The sequence below is a fragment of the Pseudoalteromonas sp. S1650 genome (assembly GCF_005887195.1).
GTDB classification, from domain to species: Bacteria; Pseudomonadota; Gammaproteobacteria; order Enterobacterales; family Alteromonadaceae; genus Pseudoalteromonas; species Pseudoalteromonas simplex.
Genome location: NZ_PNDF01000028.1, coordinates 1 through 14,116, shown reverse-complemented (window position 1 = coordinate 14,116; position 14,116 = coordinate 1). Strand labels below are relative to the sequence as shown.

Here is a 14,116-nt window from a genome sequence, read left to right as displayed (position 1 = left end):
ACCTTTGATTAAGTAATTACGACTAATTACTTAAAGAGACAAGGAATACCACTATGAATAACTCACTTAAATTAACTACTGCTGCGTTACTTGTATTAGGGTCAACTCAAGCAAGCGCTACTGACTTTGAATTAGATATCAGCAACACCATTACACAATCTGTTAAAAGCTATGTTCAACAAGCAAGCATTGAATTGAAAGAAAGCGTAATGAACAGCATTGAGTTTGATGCTCAAAAGTTACTAGATACTTACATGAGTGAAGATGCAATTGCTTCGAAAGAAGAAGAGTTAAAAATTGCTCAAGCTCCTAAAGCAACAAACAAGCAGTAAGGAAACAAGACAATGAGTAGTGAAATCAGCTTATTTTTACTTATGGTTGCACCGGTTTTGAGTTTACTCAGTGCGTATGCATCAATCGAATTATTTCGTAACGTTGCGCAATGGTTCAACTTCTAGAGTACAAAGTAGATATTAAGATTTCATGAAATATTGATCGGCGGATTAAAAACGCACGTAATTAAAGGCATGTGGTTTTAGAATAGTAGACTTTATGAAGCGTGCGATTTTTCCTTTACCGGTTTTTATTTTACCTGAAGGGTTCACCAAGCTAAGAATTTTTGAGCAGCGTTACTTAACGATGGTCAAAGAAGCGGTACAAGATAATACAGGCTTTGTGCTGTGCACTTATCAACACGATACAGATCTTAACTTGCCCGAAATAGGTTGTTTAGTGCAAATAACCGACTTCAATCAAGATGATAGTGGCCAATTACTAATTGATGTTTATGCTGAACATGCCGTGTCTATGCATAACGCGTATCAGGATAAGCAGCAACTACGCCATGCTGACATCGAACTAATTACATCGCCTTCATGGTATGTAAACACACCAATCAATGACGAAAACACCTTACTAAGCGACACGCTTCGTGCTGTGTTTGCAAATCAGCCTGATTTAGCTGGTCTTTATAAAACCCCACAATTTGATAACCTTGCTTGGGTTGTTGCCCGCTGGCTCGAAATTTTGCCTATTTCATTAGTTAAAAAACAACAACTTGCCTTTAAATCTAATTTTGAAAACTTGCTAAGTTTCCTCCATACTCTAATTAACAACGAATTTACTGATTAATGTGATCTCACATCAACTTTTTGGCGTATAAGTTTTTACGACAATAATTGGATGACACAAAGATGGTAAGTCAACAACTTCAAACCGGTTGTAAACCTAACACAGGTCAATTTTCTGCCATGCCAGATACACCAAGCAAAGAGCTTGCTGATGCCTTATTTGCTGTAGCAACGCACCGTGATAAGCGTGCGTTTGCTGTGCTGTTCCAATATTTTTCGCCAAAAATAAAACGTTTTGGAATCAAACAATTTGGCTCTGAAGCGCAAGCGATGGAATTAGTTCAAGAAACCCTTACCTCTGTATGGCGCAAAGCGCATCTTTACCACAAAGAGAAAGGTGCTGCGACAACTTGGGTGTATACCGTGATGCGTAATGCTTCTTTCGATATGCTTAGAAAAATGAAGAGCAGTAAAGAAGAGTGCATTAGTGAAGATATCTGGCCATTGATTGATGAAGCCGAGCCAGGCCAGCATGAATTTAGTGACCATTTAGAAGATAAACAGATCAAACAATACCTTGATAAGTTACCCCTTGCGCAACGTGAAGTTGTGCGCGGTGTATATTTCCAAGATATGTCGCAAGAACAGCTTGCTGAACATTTAAATATTCCCGTAGGCACAGTGAAGTCACGTCTTCGCTTAGCCTTGCAGAAGTTACGCAATGAAATGGGAGATCACCATGATTAAGCACCATCCTAGCAACGAATTACTTGCCAAGTTCAGTGAAGGTAATTTACCTGCCACTTTGAGTGTTGCAGTCGCTATTCATGTTGAAATGTGTCCTGTGTGTCAAAAAGAGCTCGCTGCGCTTGAAGCCAAAAATGCAGACACTGTATTTGCAGAATCCGCTATTGATATGGATGACATGTTTGATTCTAGTATGTTTGATGCGATCACAGCTGATGAAACTATTGATGAAGTGTACGAGCAAGCACAAGTGTCGGTTGATGTTAAAGACAAAACTTACACATTACCTAGAGCGCTTACCCGGATTGGTCATAGTAAGTTTATGCAAATAGGTAAACTTGCCCGTTCTCGTATTGATTTAGATGATGGCGCGTTACGAGCAAGTCTGCTTCATATTGATGCGGGTGGTGAAATTCCTGAGCACACACATACAGGTTTTGAGCTCACTTTATTATTAGATGGGGAGTTTAGTGATGAAGACGGACACTATGTACCAGGTGACTTTATGATGTTAGATGGTCGTCACAATCACACACCAAAAACGATTGAAGGGTGCTTGTGCTTTACAGTTGTAAGTAGTGCCCTACACTTCAATAAAGGTATTAGTAAATTACTGAACCCAATTGGTAATCTTATCTATTAGTAGAGTTTATATGCAGCAATTGACAATTAAAATTGGTTTAAGCGCCTGCTTAGCAGGCGACAAGGTTCGCTTTGACAGCGGGCACAAAAAATCTAATTTTTGCATGGATGAGTTGGCTAACCATGTTGAATATAAAAAGTTTTGTCCTGAAGTAGCGGTAGGGTTGCCAATCCCTCGGCCAACGATCCGCCAAGTGCGTGTTGGCGATACTATTAAAGTGTGCCGCCCAGATGGCACTGGCGATGTTGGTCCTAAGTTAACAGAATACGGTAAACGCGTTGCCACAGAACAAACGGCAGAATTAAGTGGCTTTGTATTTTGCGCGAAAAGTCCTAGTTGCGGTATGGAACGAATTAAAATCTACAATGAAGCGGGTACAGGTAACACCTCGGAAGGCGTTGGCTTTTTTGCAGAGCAAATAATGGCACATAACCCATTGTTGCCATGCGAAGAAAACGGTCGTTTAAATGATATGCATCTTCGCGAAAACTTTGTAATGCGTGTTTATACTTACAAGCATTGGCAAACATTAAGCGAGCAACCCCTCACAGTTCATCGATTGACTCAGTTTCATGCCCAATATAAATACTTATTGATGGCACACAACTACGAGGCTTACCGTAGTCTGGGGAATTTGCTTGGCACTTTTGATGGCGAAGATATCCAAACTTTGGCTGATGAATATATTTTAGGGTTAATGACAGCCCTTAAAAAGCCAGCTTCACGTAAAAATAACGCAAATACCTTAATGCATTTGCAAGGTTATTTTAAAAAATCGCTTTCTAAGATTGAAAAGCAAGAACTACGTGATGCCATCGATGAATATCGCCAAGGCTTAGTGCCACTATACGTACCACTTACGCTAATTAAGCATCATTTAAAAGTGCATCCAAACGAGTATCTTGCTAAGCAAGTGTATCTTGACCCCTATCCGAACGAATTAAAACTACGCTACGGAATTTAATGAATACATTATTTTGGTTTAGGCGCGATCTGCGCCTTTTTAATAACGACGCCTTGTATCATGCAATCGAAAATGGTTGCAGAAATGCGGTATTTTTTATTACTGAAAAGCAATGGCAAAAGCATGATGTGGCTGCTATCCAGCTAGATTTATTAAAGCGTAGGCTTAGCTTCTTAGGGGAGCTTTTAGCTAGCAAAGGTATTGAATTACATATTATTGATGCAGCTGATTACGCAGGCTGTGTTGAAAAGTTAGCGTCCTTTTGCGAGCAGCATCAAGTAAAAAATGTCTACGCTAACAACGAATATGAGCTTAACGAGGTAAACCGAGATAAAGCCTTTTTACAGCACGCTGACAGCTATGGGGTTGCTTTTTACGCATACGACGGCGATGTGATTGCGCCACCGGGAAGCATCAAAAATCAAAGCGGCGAAATGTTTAAAGTATTCACGCCATTTAAAAATGCATGGTTAAAAGTTTATCAAGACACCCACTTTTATTTTGCTGAGCCGCCACAGATGTTCGAGCCAATTGAGTGGCAGCCAAGTGAGTTATTAGCCTCAGACGGCAGCTCAGAAAAATGGCCTGTTGATGATGAAACACTCAGCCACGTTTGCGCGCGCTTTATTGAAGAAAAACTCGCAACATATCAAGACCAACGAGATATCCCAAGCATTAAAGGCACCTCGGGTTTAAGCCCATATTTAGCCCTTGGCATTATCAGCGTTCATCAATTATTGGCACTGATCCAACAGCGTCACCCTGATGTACTCCGTAGCAGTAAAAGTAACTTGTTTTGTTGGGTTAACGAATTGATTTGGCGTGAGTTTTACCGTCACCTTATCGCGATTTATCCAAACCTAAATAAGTACGAAAATTTTAACGATAAATACAACGCTGTGAAATGGCGTGATGATGACAGCGACTTTAAAGCATGGTGCGAAGGTAAAACAGGCTACCCGTTAGTTGATGCTGCAATGAGGCAGCTTCTGCAAACTGGCTGGATGCATAACCGATTACGCATGGTGGTTGCGAGCTTTTTAACCAAGCATTTATTAATTGATTGGCGTAAAGGCGAGCGTTTTTTTATGCACCACCTAATAGACGGCGACCTTGCATCTAATAACGGTGGCTGGCAATGGGCTGCTAGTACAGGGTGTGATGCTCAGCCATATTTCCGAATTTTTAACCCTATCACCCAAAGCGAGCGGTTTGATCCAGATGGTGAATTTATCCGTAAATATTTACCAGAGCTGGAAAAAATACCTGCTAAGCAAATCCATTTTCCGCATGATTATCTAGCGAAACAGGGTAAGTCGAGCAGTTATTGGCCAGCAATTGTTGATCATAAAGCCGCACGAGAGCGAGCGCTTAACGCATTTAAGGTGTGACATGGACAAGGCGATCCTTGATAGGTTTATTGATGTTTATCAAACACTCAATAAAGACAATTTACAGTTACTGAATGAAATCTATCATACAGATATTCATTTCGCAGATCCCTTGCATGCGGTAAATGGTCTTGGGGAACTGCGTGAATACTTCAAAAACCTTTACGCCAATGTACTTTCTTGCGAATTTGTTATTGAAGACAGCTATGTTACTGAAAATACCGAGGGCAAAGACGACATCGCGTTTATCTATTGGACTATGCAATATCGACATCCAAAGCTTAACAAAGGCCAAGCAATCTCGGTTGCAGGCCATAGCCGTTTAAAGTTTGCTGGCGATAAAATAATTAATCATCGCGACTATTTTGACGTAGGCGCTATGCTTTACAGGCATATTCCCGTGCTTGGCTCGGCTGTGAAATACATCGATAAAAGAGCGAGTGCATAATGACGACATTAATTACAGGTGCAACTTCAGGTATTGGCGAGTCATTAGCAACGCTTTATGCAGACAATAATGAACAGGTCATTGCATGCGGTAGAAATTCAGAAAAGCTTGCTAAATTGAGCCAACATCAAAATATTGAGTCTTGCCAGTTTGATGCAACAGACCTTCAAGATATTCGTTCGAGCACAGTGGCTTATACGCAATTTGACCGGGTTATTTTAAATGCTGGCAATTGTGAGTACATTGATGATGCTCGCAATTTTGACAGTAGCTTGTTTGAACGGGTAGTCACGACCAATCTGCTCAGTATGGGCTATTGCCTTGAGGCGCTATTACCAAAAATAAAGCCCGGTGGTCAGCTGGTGCTCGTAAGCTCTAGTGTGACTTATTTACCCTTACCGCGCAGCCAAGCATATGGTGCGTCTAAAGCCGGTGTAAGTTATTTAGCTAATAGCTTAGCGGTTGATTTAAAAGATATCGATGTCACTTTAGTTCACCCTGGTTTTGTTAAAACGCCGCTGACTGATAAAAACGACTTTCCTATGCCTATGGCGGTGAGTGCAGAAAAAGCGGCAAATTATATTTATAAAGGGGTCGCGAAAAGGCGCAAAGAAGTGCACTTTCCGCACCGTTTTACCTTCATTTTAAAATTTTTAAGAATGCTTCCTACGCCACTTTGGCTGAAGCTTGCAAAAGGATTATCACGTTGAAAAAAGTGGCTGTTATTGGATCTGGCATAGCGGGTTTAAGCTGTGCGCACCTATTGCATAAACACTACGATGTAACCGTATTTGAGAAAAACGACTACATAGGTGGCCATACTGCAACCATAGACGTAAAAGTTGATGGCGTTGAGTACGCTGTTGATACAGGGTTTATTGTCTTTAACGACCGAACTTACCCATATTTTGAAAAACTACTTAAGCGCTTGGGCGTTGAGCGTCAGAAAACCCAAATGAGCTTTAGTGTGCATAACGAACAAACAGGCTTTGAATATAACGGTCATACTTTTTGGAGTTTGTTCGCACAAAAACGCAATATCTTTCGCCCTAAATTCTGGAAACTTTTAAAAGACATTGTTCGCTTTAATGATGTGTGTAAATCATTACATGCTGAAAAAAATTACAAAGCAAATCAAACTCTAGGTGAGTTTTTAGGCGAGCATGATTTTAACGAGTTTTTCCGTTTTCATTATATCTTGCCGATGGGCGCTGCTATTTGGTCAACAAGCATTAAAGAGATGGCGCAAGTTGGCGTAGAGTTTTTTGTTAAGTTCTTTTATAACCATGGTTTGTTGGACATCACTAATCGTCCGCAGTGGTATGTTATTCCGGGAGGCTCTCGCGAATACATTAAACCTATGATCCAAGGTTTTGCTGATAAAATTCGTTTAAATAGTAATATCAGCTCGGTATCTCGAAAAGATGACAATGTGCATGTTCATTTTGATGATGGCCACAGTGAATCATTCGATAAAGTTGTGTTTGCTTGTCATTCAGATCAAGCTTTAAAGTTGTTATTAGACCCAAGCGAAGACGAAAAAAGTGTTCTCTCAGCGATACCTTATACGGCTAATTCAGTGGTACTACACACTGATACTACACTGCTACCAAAACGCAAAGCAGCATGGGCGAGTTGGAATTACCTGTTAAATAACAACACAGACAAAGCTGCTGTTGTGACTTATCAGATGAATATTTTGCAAGGGATTAAGAGCGACACGCAATTTTGTGTCACGCTTAACCATCTTGATGGCATTAAAAAAGATAAAATTTTACGCGAGTTTACTTATCATCATCCGGTATTTAATAAACAGTCGATTGCCGCTCAGCAGCAAAAGTCTCTTATTGACGGTAAAAATAATAGCTATTTTTGCGGTGCTTATTGGTACAACGGTTTCCACGAAGATGGTGTAAGAAGTGCTGTAAATGTGGCAAAGCAACTCGGAGTCGAGTTTGAATAGCGCCATTTATGTAGGTGATGTTCGCCACAGGCGCTTTGCCGTCAAAGAGCATCACTTTAAATACCCGCTTTATATGATGTGGGTCGATTTAGCTAAGCCTGATGAGCTTAATGGAGTTCATCCTTGGCTTGGCTTAAGTGGTTTCAAGGCGCTTAAATTTAATCAGAGCGACTATTTTAATTATCAAACCGATATGCAGTTGCCACTCAAGCAGCGTGCACTTAACAAAATTAAAGAGCTTGGCATTGACGATGAATTTACCCATGTTTTTATGCTCGGACAGGTGCGCTGTTTAGGAATTTATTTTAGCCCGGTTAACTTTTTCTTCTTCCAAACTAGTCATGGCGAGTTCACTCACATGCTTGCTGAAGTGAGCAATACGCCTTGGAATGAGCGTCATTATTATGTCGTACCCCTTGAAAAAAAAGTGAACTTTAAAAAGGTTTTCTCCGTATCACCTTTCATGAACTTAGATATGAACTATCATTGGCATATTAGAATGAACTCTGATAACACCATGATTCATATTGAAAATAAAAAAGACGACACTCTTTTGTTTGATGCAACCCTGCGTTTGCAAAAGCACCCTCTCACGAAAGAGCAGGTTAGTGCCGTGCTTAAACAGTTTCCGGCTATGACGTTAAGTATTTTTAAAGGTATTTACCTTCATGCTTTGAAGTTGTTTTGCAAACGTGTGCCATTTATTGGCCACTCGGGCAAACAAGAGAATTCAACTAGGTGATGTGATGGAAAAAGTATCAAATTTAACACAAGCCCAAACGACCGGCTGGATGACAAAGCTTTATAAAAAACTGGTAATAGGTGCATTCAACAGTATCAATGTCGGTTGCATTACCCTAAAAGAGGGTAACCAAAAAGAGCAATTCGGTGACATTACAAGTGATTTACACGCAACGGTCACGGTAAATGATGCTGCTATGTATAAGTCATTTGCGTTATCTGGCAGTGTGGGTGCCGGAGAGGCTTATATTCTTGGCTATTGGGATTGTGACAACCTCACTAAACTTATTGAAATATTTGCCCTTAACCAAGATCAGCTAGATGCATTCGAGAAAAAATTCGCCTTCTTAAGTGGCATTGCGCACCGAGTTAATCACATTAAAAATAAAAACTCTGCCAGTGGTTCGAAAAAGAACATCGCGGCGCACTATGATTTAGGCAACGATTTATACAGTGCATTTTTAAGTGACGAAATGTTGTATTCATGTGCTGTTTACCCGTCAAAACAAGCTAGCCTTGAACAGGCCCAAGCGCACAAACTCGCATTGATTTGTGAGCAGGTTGATTTACAACCCGGTGATTCGGTGATTGAGATTGGCACAGGGTGGGGCGCCTTTGCGATTTATGCAGCAACACATTTTGATTGCCATGTAACAACGACCACCATTTCTGATGAGCAACATGCTTATGTAGAACAAAAGGTCAAAGAGCTTAACCTTGAGCATAAAATAACGTTATTAAAGCAGGATTACCGCCTCTTAGAGGGCAAGTACGATAAGCTTGTATCAATCGAAATGATTGAAGCTGTCGGTCATGAGTATTTACCTGGCTTTTTTGCAAAATGTCAGTCTTTATTAAAAGACAGTGGTGCAATGCTTATTCAAGCAATCACCATAGCTGATCAGCGTTACAGCCATTACCTTAAAAATTCCGATTTCATCCAGCAGTACATCTTCCCGGGGGGGTGTTTGCCTTGTTTAGATGAAATGAATAAGCAAATAAAGCAGCAAACAGACATGGTTGTGCATAGTGTAAAAGATATTGGTGTTCACTATGCAAGAACTTTGGCTGATTGGCGTGAGCGTTTTGTGGCTAGCTGGCCTGAAATAGACAAAGTGAAATTTGACCAGCGATTCTATCGTTTATGGTTATTTTATTTAGCTTACTGTGAAGGTGCGTTTAGAACCCGTGCTATCAGTACCGTTCATTTAGTTGCCCGTAAACCTCGTTTTGGCCATTCTGGCGATGATATCGCGCTCGATTATTAATTTTGCTTTGTTTCAAGGAGTCTGGTTTATGGCCTTACTCCTTGAGCACAACTCTCTGATACCCGCTTTAGCTGTTGTCGCTTTGATGATTTATCTATCAAAGCAACGCCAGCAAGATAGTTGGCTACTCTTATGTGGTTTGCCTCTCGCACTGGGATATGAATGGCTTGCCAGCAGCTTAAATTTACTTGCCTTTAAAGTAAGCCCTTTTCCTCTATGGCTTGCTGTACTTTGGGCTGCACTACTTTTAACCATTAATACTTCGATGCACTTTCTACAAAAGCTGCCTTGGTATATCGCTTGGGGTGTTTGCGCGCTATTTGCTCCTGCTAGTTACTATGCTGGAATGCGCTTTGAAGTGCTTAATACTGAGCTCGTTCTTTGGCAGTTTTGGCTCGTTTATGGTTTGGGTTGGGCAAGTATGTTTATGGCGATAATCGCTATTAATAAGCGATTTTTAGCGGCTAAATGATCAGTTTTAGGTGGTTTTTCGTAGTGTTTTACAACACAACTTTAAGGATTATTCGATGAAACAGTCACTTAATTTAAGTTTATTTGCTGCGTTATTGTTCTCTGCGGGCGTGTATGCAAATGGCTTTAAAACGGTGGGCCAAGCGAAAATGGAGTATCTGTTTTGGGATGTTTATAACGCTAAATTAGAGACCCCATCGGGTTCGTATCAGTTTGGCCAACACCCCAGCAAACTTACACTCACTTATTTGCGGGATTTCGATGCGAAAGACATCGTCAAAGCAACCAACGAGCAATGGCAACATTTAAAGCTCAATGACATGGTAGGTGCTTACGATAAACAATTATTAGCCCTTTGGCCTGATATCAAAAAAAACGATTCTTTGTCGTTTCTAACAAACGAGCAAGGAGTCGGTACTTTTTACTTTAATGATAAAGAGCTAGGTCAGATCGATGATAATAAATTCGCTGATAACTTCTTAGCAATTTGGTTAAGCGCCGACACGTCTGAACCATCACTTCGTAAACAGCTTATTGGAGGGAAACATGATTAAGCTCAAAGCACTCTTTATTTTTGCTATGGTACTGTTAATTACCAGCTGCTCTGCACCAGATGTTGATTATTATCAGGGCACAGAGCCGAAGTTTGACTTTAAGCAGTTTTTTAGCGGTGAGCTCAAAGCCTACGGCGTTGTACAAGACCACAAAGGTGAATTAACCCGTAAGCTGGTAGTTGATATGCAAGCGTCTTGGAACGGCAATCAGGGAGTGATTGACGAGCAATTTGTTTATGATGACGGCGAAAAGCAAACGCGTACTTGGTATATCACCATTAATGATGATGGCAGTATCACAGGGACTGCATCAGATGTGATTGGCGAAGCAAAAGGTGACAGCAATGGCAGTGTGTTCCATTGGACATATTCTGTCGAGCTTCCGTACGATGATAGTACTTTAGTGGTAAATTTCGATGATTGGATGTACTTGGTAACACAATCACGCTTGATTAACCGTACCGCTATTGATAAGTTTGGCTTTGAGGTCGGGGAAGTTACCTTGGTTATCGAGAAAATTGAATGATGGTTTGGCTATCATAAATTTTTGTGATGGTAGTTAAATTAAGTCTTTATTAATACTGATGTCACTAACCTTGTGATTGATAGTTAAATAGTAGTCATTTTTGAATAAATTACGTAAAAATAGCAATTTGCTGTTGCTAACTTCTCAAAAATGCATAAAGATAGGTTTTGCGAAGGCAAAATAATAACGAATAGGAATCTAACAATGAATAAAGCTCAATTAGTTGAAAAAATTGCTACTGATGCAGAAATCTCAAAAGCGGCAGCAACTCGTGCACTAGATGCATTCACTGGCGCAGTTACTAACTCTCTTAAAGAAGGTAACTCAGTAGCATTAGTTGGTTTCGGTACTTTCTCAGTAAAAGAGCGCGCAGCGCGTACTGGCCGTAACCCACAAACTGGTGCAGAAATCCAAATCGCAGCAGCAACTATCCCAAGCTTTAAAGCGGGTAAAGGTCTTAAAGACCAAGTTAATCCTTAATAGGGTAACTTACTAATTATTGAAAAAAGGGCTTATAGCCCTTTTTTTGTATCTGGAGTTTTGTCGCGCTAGCGAAAAAGGCTTATGCCTTTAACGCTTTATCACCACGACCAATACCAACCGCACCTGAACGTACAACTTCAATAATGTCTGATTCATGACGCAAAGTATCAAGGAAGGATTCAATTTTTTCTGTGCTCGCGACAAGCTGCAGTGTGTAGCTGTGGCGCCCCATATCTAAAATAGCACCTTGGAATACATCAGCAACACGCGTTACTGCTGCTCGAGTGGTTTCATCTTGGGCAAAAACTTTCACTAATAATAGCTCACGCTCGATGTGCGCCATTTCGGTTAAGTCAATAATTTTAAGAACATCTACAAGCTTGTTCACTTGTTTAGTGATTTGCTCAACGATGCGATCATCACCCATGGTTGTAATGGTAATACGCGAAAGAGAATGATCGTCAGTCGTGCCAACAGTCAGGCTATCGATGTTGTAAGCGCGCTGTGAAAATAAGCCTACAATGCGCGATAACGAGCCAGGTTCGTTTTCTAATAAGATTGATAAAATACGGCGCATTATGCTTTTACTCCTTTACGTAACCACATATCATCGACTGCCCCTAGCTTGATTTGCATAGGGTAAACATGTTCTTTTTCATCTACACAGATGTCTAAAAATACCAGTCTGTCGTTAATAGACATGGCTTTTTCAATAGCAGGCTGAAGCTCATCAATATGATCAACGCGAATACCTACGTGGCCATAGCTTTCTACTAATTTCACGAAATCGGGAAGTGATTCCATGTAAGAAGATGAGTGACGACCTGAATACATCATATCTTGCCACTGACGTACCATGCCCAGTGAACGGTTATTCAACGACACAACTTTCACAGCTAAATTGTATTGTAAGCAAGTTGATAGCTCTTGAATGTTCATCTGAATTGAACCATCACCCGTCACACAGATAGACTCTTTATCAGGGAAGGCAAGCTTAACGCCCATTGCTGCAGGTAAACCAAAGCCCATGGTGCCTAAGCCACCAGAGTTAATCCATTGGCGAGGGTGTTTAAACGGATAATACTGAGCTGCAAACATTTGATGCTGACCTACATCAGAGCTAATGTAAGCATCACCATTGGTTGCTTTGTAAATTGCCTCGATAACCGCTTGTGGTTTGATTTTATCGCCATCCGTGCTGTAGCTTAGGCATTTTTGTTCACGCCAGCTAATGATTTGACGCCACCAGTCTTCTTGTGCAGAACGATCAATTGAAATAGGGCTCTTATCAATCGCCGTTTGTAACTGCTCAAGCACTGTTTTCAAGCAGCCAACAACCGGGATGTGCGCTTTAATTGTTTTAGAAATTGAGGTTGGGTCAACATCAACATGAACGATAGTGGCATTAGGGCAGAACTTTTTAACGTTATTTGTTACCCGATCATCGAATCGAGCGCCTAAAGCTAAAATAACATCAGCATTTGCCATGGCTTTATTTGCCTCAAGGCTACCATGCATACCTAACATACCAATAAAGTTAGGATGAGTACCGCTGATACCACCTAGACCCATTAAGGTGTTAGTGATTGGCGCGTTTAATGATTCAACCAAGTGAGTTAGTTGCTCAGAGGTATTTGATAGAATAATGCCGCCACCTGAGTAAATAACCAGTTTTTTAGCTTCTAAAATTGCGTTCACTGCTTTACGAATTTGTTTTGAGTGGCCTTTAGTGTTCGGGTTATAAGTTCGAAGCTCAGTTGTTTTTGGAAATTCGAATGGGAACTTTAACTCAGGGTTAAGCATATCTTTAGGTAATTCAACCACAACCGGACCAGGGCGGCCTGTGCTGGCTAAGTAGAATGCTTTAGCTAAGATTGTTGGAATATCTTTTGCGCTTCGACAGTTATAGCTGTGCTTTACGATAGGGCGAGAACAACCAACAATATCAGTTTCTTGGAATGCATCATCACCAATTAAACCAGTAGGAACTTGGCCAGATAACACCACCATTGGGATAGAATCCATATAAGCAGTCGCGATACCAGTAATACAGTTTGTAGCCCCAGGGCCTGACGTTGCTAGCACCACACCGACTTCACCGGTAGCACGGGCATAGCCATCAGCCATATGAGTAGCGGCTTGTTCGTGACGTACTAAGATATGTTCAATATCTTCTTGTTGAAATAACGCGTCATATAAATCAAGAACAGACCCGCCAGGGTAGCCAAAAATATACTTAACATTCAATTCTTTAAGTGCCCGAACAACTAGTTCGGATCCATTATATTCAGTTGTACTCATCCTCATTCCTCTGTGTGTGCAAGCATAAATGCATAAAAAAACCCCCGCATATGGCGGGGGTTTTTTAAAAAGCGTGCTTTCACCTTTTAATAGCCTCCCGCTGGGCTTGTAACTAAGACCAGTACGAGAACGTTGACGACTAAAAGGTGACGGCGAATATTCATTATTTTTTAATTTTCTTCTAAAAAATGCACAGCCGACTAGATGGCTGCTGTTTAAAAAATGTTAGTAGTATTTTTAAGTGTTTTGGAAACTGATGTCAACCGCAAATGCGGCTTTTTGCATTAATTTTTCCTTATTTTCATTTTTTGATATTTCTTCTGCACCCGTATGTTTTATTGTCATTGTTTTGGGGTGTAACTATGCATTTAATTGTTGGTGTGGAAAATTGGTAATCAAACCAATAGATAATACATTTACGTTACTGCCTTGCATAACTTAGCTACTATCAGAATGGTTTCTTTTTTATAATTAGACACCCACTTTAACACCTCACTACCATAAGGTTTGGATATTTTTAAATAGACACCCAACTTATATTTAATC

At 40.5% G+C, this 14,116-nt stretch carries 17 protein-coding genes; 15 read left to right on the top strand and 2 right to left on the bottom strand.

Features of this window, described 5'->3' with window-relative positions; genetic code table 11:
• Nucleotides 1-53 precede the first annotated feature (53 nt).
• The 15 genes from CWB80_RS10195 (at nucleotide 54) to CWB80_RS10125 (ending at nucleotide 11,266) form a co-directional block, all read left to right on the top strand.
• Nucleotides 54-332: a hypothetical protein gene (locus CWB80_RS10195; RefSeq protein ID WP_054551984.1), complete on the top strand. Its 279-nt coding sequence runs from the start codon at nucleotides 54-56 to the stop codon at nucleotides 330-332.
• 220 nt (nucleotides 333-552) lie between these two features.
• Nucleotides 553-1,131 (top strand): LON peptidase substrate-binding domain-containing protein, encoded by a 579-nt coding sequence (locus CWB80_RS10190; RefSeq protein WP_138599476.1) that lies wholly within the window; start codon nucleotides 553-555, stop codon nucleotides 1,129-1,131.
• 62 nt (nucleotides 1,132-1,193) lie between these two features.
• Nucleotides 1,194-1,817, top strand: a complete 624-nt coding sequence (locus CWB80_RS10185) for a sigma-70 family RNA polymerase sigma factor (RefSeq protein ID WP_138599477.1) — start codon at nucleotides 1,194-1,196, stop codon at nucleotides 1,815-1,817.
• Nucleotides 1,810-2,460: a ChrR family anti-sigma-E factor gene (locus tag CWB80_RS10180; RefSeq protein WP_138599478.1), complete on the top strand. Its 651-nt coding sequence runs from the start codon at nucleotides 1,810-1,812 to the stop codon at nucleotides 2,458-2,460. Before CWB80_RS10185 ends, CWB80_RS10180 begins: the two co-directional genes overlap by 8 nt.
• Before the next feature lie 10 nt (nucleotides 2,461-2,470).
• The gene (locus CWB80_RS10175; protein ID WP_138599479.1) at nucleotides 2,471-3,424 is read left to right on the top strand and encodes a YbgA family protein; all 954 of its coding nucleotides are present in this window, start codon (nucleotides 2,471-2,473) and stop codon (nucleotides 3,422-3,424) included.
• Nucleotides 3,424-4,815: a deoxyribodipyrimidine photo-lyase gene (phrB, locus tag CWB80_RS10170; protein ID WP_054551989.1), complete on the top strand. Its 1,392-nt coding sequence runs from the start codon at nucleotides 3,424-3,426 to the stop codon at nucleotides 4,813-4,815. Before CWB80_RS10175 ends, phrB begins: the two co-directional genes overlap by 1 nt.
• 1 nt (nucleotide 4,816) lies before the next feature.
• The gene (locus CWB80_RS10165; RefSeq protein WP_054551990.1) at nucleotides 4,817-5,263 is read left to right on the top strand and encodes a nuclear transport factor 2 family protein; all 447 of its coding nucleotides are present in this window, start codon (nucleotides 4,817-4,819) and stop codon (nucleotides 5,261-5,263) included.
• A complete protein-coding gene (locus CWB80_RS10160; protein ID WP_054551991.1) occupies nucleotides 5,263-5,973 on the top strand; it encodes an SDR family NAD(P)-dependent oxidoreductase in 711 nt (236 codons plus the stop codon). Before CWB80_RS10165 ends, CWB80_RS10160 begins: the two co-directional genes overlap by 1 nt.
• Entirely contained in the window at nucleotides 5,970-7,226 is a 1,257-nt protein-coding gene (locus CWB80_RS10155) for an NAD(P)/FAD-dependent oxidoreductase (protein WP_138599480.1), read from the top strand. The genes CWB80_RS10160 and CWB80_RS10155 overlap by 4 nt, the downstream gene beginning before the upstream one ends.
• Nucleotides 7,219-7,968, top strand: coding sequence for a DUF1365 domain-containing protein (locus CWB80_RS10150; RefSeq protein ID WP_105181835.1), 750 nt, complete (start codon nucleotides 7,219-7,221; stop codon nucleotides 7,966-7,968). The genes CWB80_RS10155 and CWB80_RS10150 overlap by 8 nt, the downstream gene beginning before the upstream one ends.
• Before the next feature lie 4 nt (nucleotides 7,969-7,972).
• On the top strand, nucleotides 7,973-9,235 hold the full coding sequence (locus CWB80_RS10145; RefSeq protein ID WP_138599481.1) for an SAM-dependent methyltransferase: 1,263 nt from the start codon (nucleotides 7,973-7,975) through the stop codon (nucleotides 9,233-9,235).
• Nucleotides 9,213-9,707 (top strand): DUF2878 family protein, encoded by a 495-nt coding sequence (locus CWB80_RS10140; RefSeq protein WP_138599482.1) that lies wholly within the window; start codon nucleotides 9,213-9,215, stop codon nucleotides 9,705-9,707. The genes CWB80_RS10145 and CWB80_RS10140 overlap by 23 nt, the downstream gene beginning before the upstream one ends.
• Before the next feature lie 55 nt (nucleotides 9,708-9,762).
• Entirely contained in the window at nucleotides 9,763-10,260 is a 498-nt protein-coding gene (locus CWB80_RS10135; RefSeq protein ID WP_138599483.1) for a chalcone isomerase family protein, read from the top strand.
• Nucleotides 10,253-10,786, top strand: a complete 534-nt coding sequence (locus tag CWB80_RS10130; RefSeq protein WP_138599484.1) for a DUF3833 domain-containing protein — start codon at nucleotides 10,253-10,255, stop codon at nucleotides 10,784-10,786. Before CWB80_RS10135 ends, CWB80_RS10130 begins: the two co-directional genes overlap by 8 nt.
• Before the next feature lie 204 nt (nucleotides 10,787-10,990).
• Nucleotides 10,991-11,266, top strand: a complete 276-nt coding sequence (locus CWB80_RS10125; RefSeq protein ID WP_036972004.1) for an HU family DNA-binding protein — start codon at nucleotides 10,991-10,993, stop codon at nucleotides 11,264-11,266.
• 82 nt (nucleotides 11,267-11,348) lie between these two features.
• On the opposite strand, the gene ilvN is transcribed toward CWB80_RS10125, so the two are convergent.
• On the bottom strand, nucleotides 11,349-11,846 hold the full coding sequence (ilvN, locus tag CWB80_RS10120) for an acetolactate synthase small subunit (protein WP_054551998.1): 498 nt from the start codon (nucleotides 11,844-11,846) through the stop codon (nucleotides 11,349-11,351).
• A complete protein-coding gene (locus CWB80_RS10115) occupies nucleotides 11,846-13,570 on the bottom strand; it encodes an acetolactate synthase 3 large subunit (protein ID WP_138599485.1) in 1,725 nt (574 codons plus the stop codon). The genes ilvN and CWB80_RS10115 overlap by 1 nt, the downstream gene beginning before the upstream one ends.
• Between the last annotated feature and the right edge of the window lie 546 nt (nucleotides 13,571-14,116).

Coding starts and splice junctions, on each gene's coding strand:
- CWB80_RS10175 (WP_138599479.1), top strand. CDS start 2,471: ATGCAGCAATTGACAATTAAAATTGGTTTAAGCGCCTGCTTAGCAGGC.
- CWB80_RS10180 (WP_138599478.1), top strand. CDS start 1,810: ATGATTAAGCACCATCCTAGCAACGAATTACTTGCCAAGTTCAGTGAA.
- CWB80_RS10145 (WP_138599481.1), top strand. CDS start 7,973: ATGGAAAAAGTATCAAATTTAACACAAGCCCAAACGACCGGCTGGATG.
- CWB80_RS10160 (WP_054551991.1), top strand. CDS start 5,263: ATGACGACATTAATTACAGGTGCAACTTCAGGTATTGGCGAGTCATTA.
- CWB80_RS10135 (WP_138599483.1), top strand. CDS start 9,763: ATGAAACAGTCACTTAATTTAAGTTTATTTGCTGCGTTATTGTTCTCT.
- CWB80_RS10130 (WP_138599484.1), top strand. CDS start 10,253: ATGATTAAGCTCAAAGCACTCTTTATTTTTGCTATGGTACTGTTAATT.
- CWB80_RS10185 (WP_138599477.1), top strand. CDS start 1,194: ATGGTAAGTCAACAACTTCAAACCGGTTGTAAACCTAACACAGGTCAA.
- phrB (WP_054551989.1), top strand. CDS start 3,424: ATGAATACATTATTTTGGTTTAGGCGCGATCTGCGCCTTTTTAATAAC.
- ilvN (WP_054551998.1), bottom strand. CDS start 11,846: ATGCGCCGTATTTTATCAATCTTATTAGAAAACGAACCTGGCTCGTTA.
- CWB80_RS10115 (WP_138599485.1), bottom strand. CDS start 13,570: ATGAGTACAACTGAATATAATGGATCCGAACTAGTTGTTCGGGCACTT.
- CWB80_RS10125 (WP_036972004.1), top strand. CDS start 10,991: ATGAATAAAGCTCAATTAGTTGAAAAAATTGCTACTGATGCAGAAATC.
- CWB80_RS10195 (WP_054551984.1), top strand. CDS start 54: ATGAATAACTCACTTAAATTAACTACTGCTGCGTTACTTGTATTAGGG.
- CWB80_RS10190 (WP_138599476.1), top strand. CDS start 553: ATGAAGCGTGCGATTTTTCCTTTACCGGTTTTTATTTTACCTGAAGGG.
- CWB80_RS10165 (WP_054551990.1), top strand. CDS start 4,817: ATGGACAAGGCGATCCTTGATAGGTTTATTGATGTTTATCAAACACTC.
- CWB80_RS10140 (WP_138599482.1), top strand. CDS start 9,213: ATGATATCGCGCTCGATTATTAATTTTGCTTTGTTTCAAGGAGTCTGG.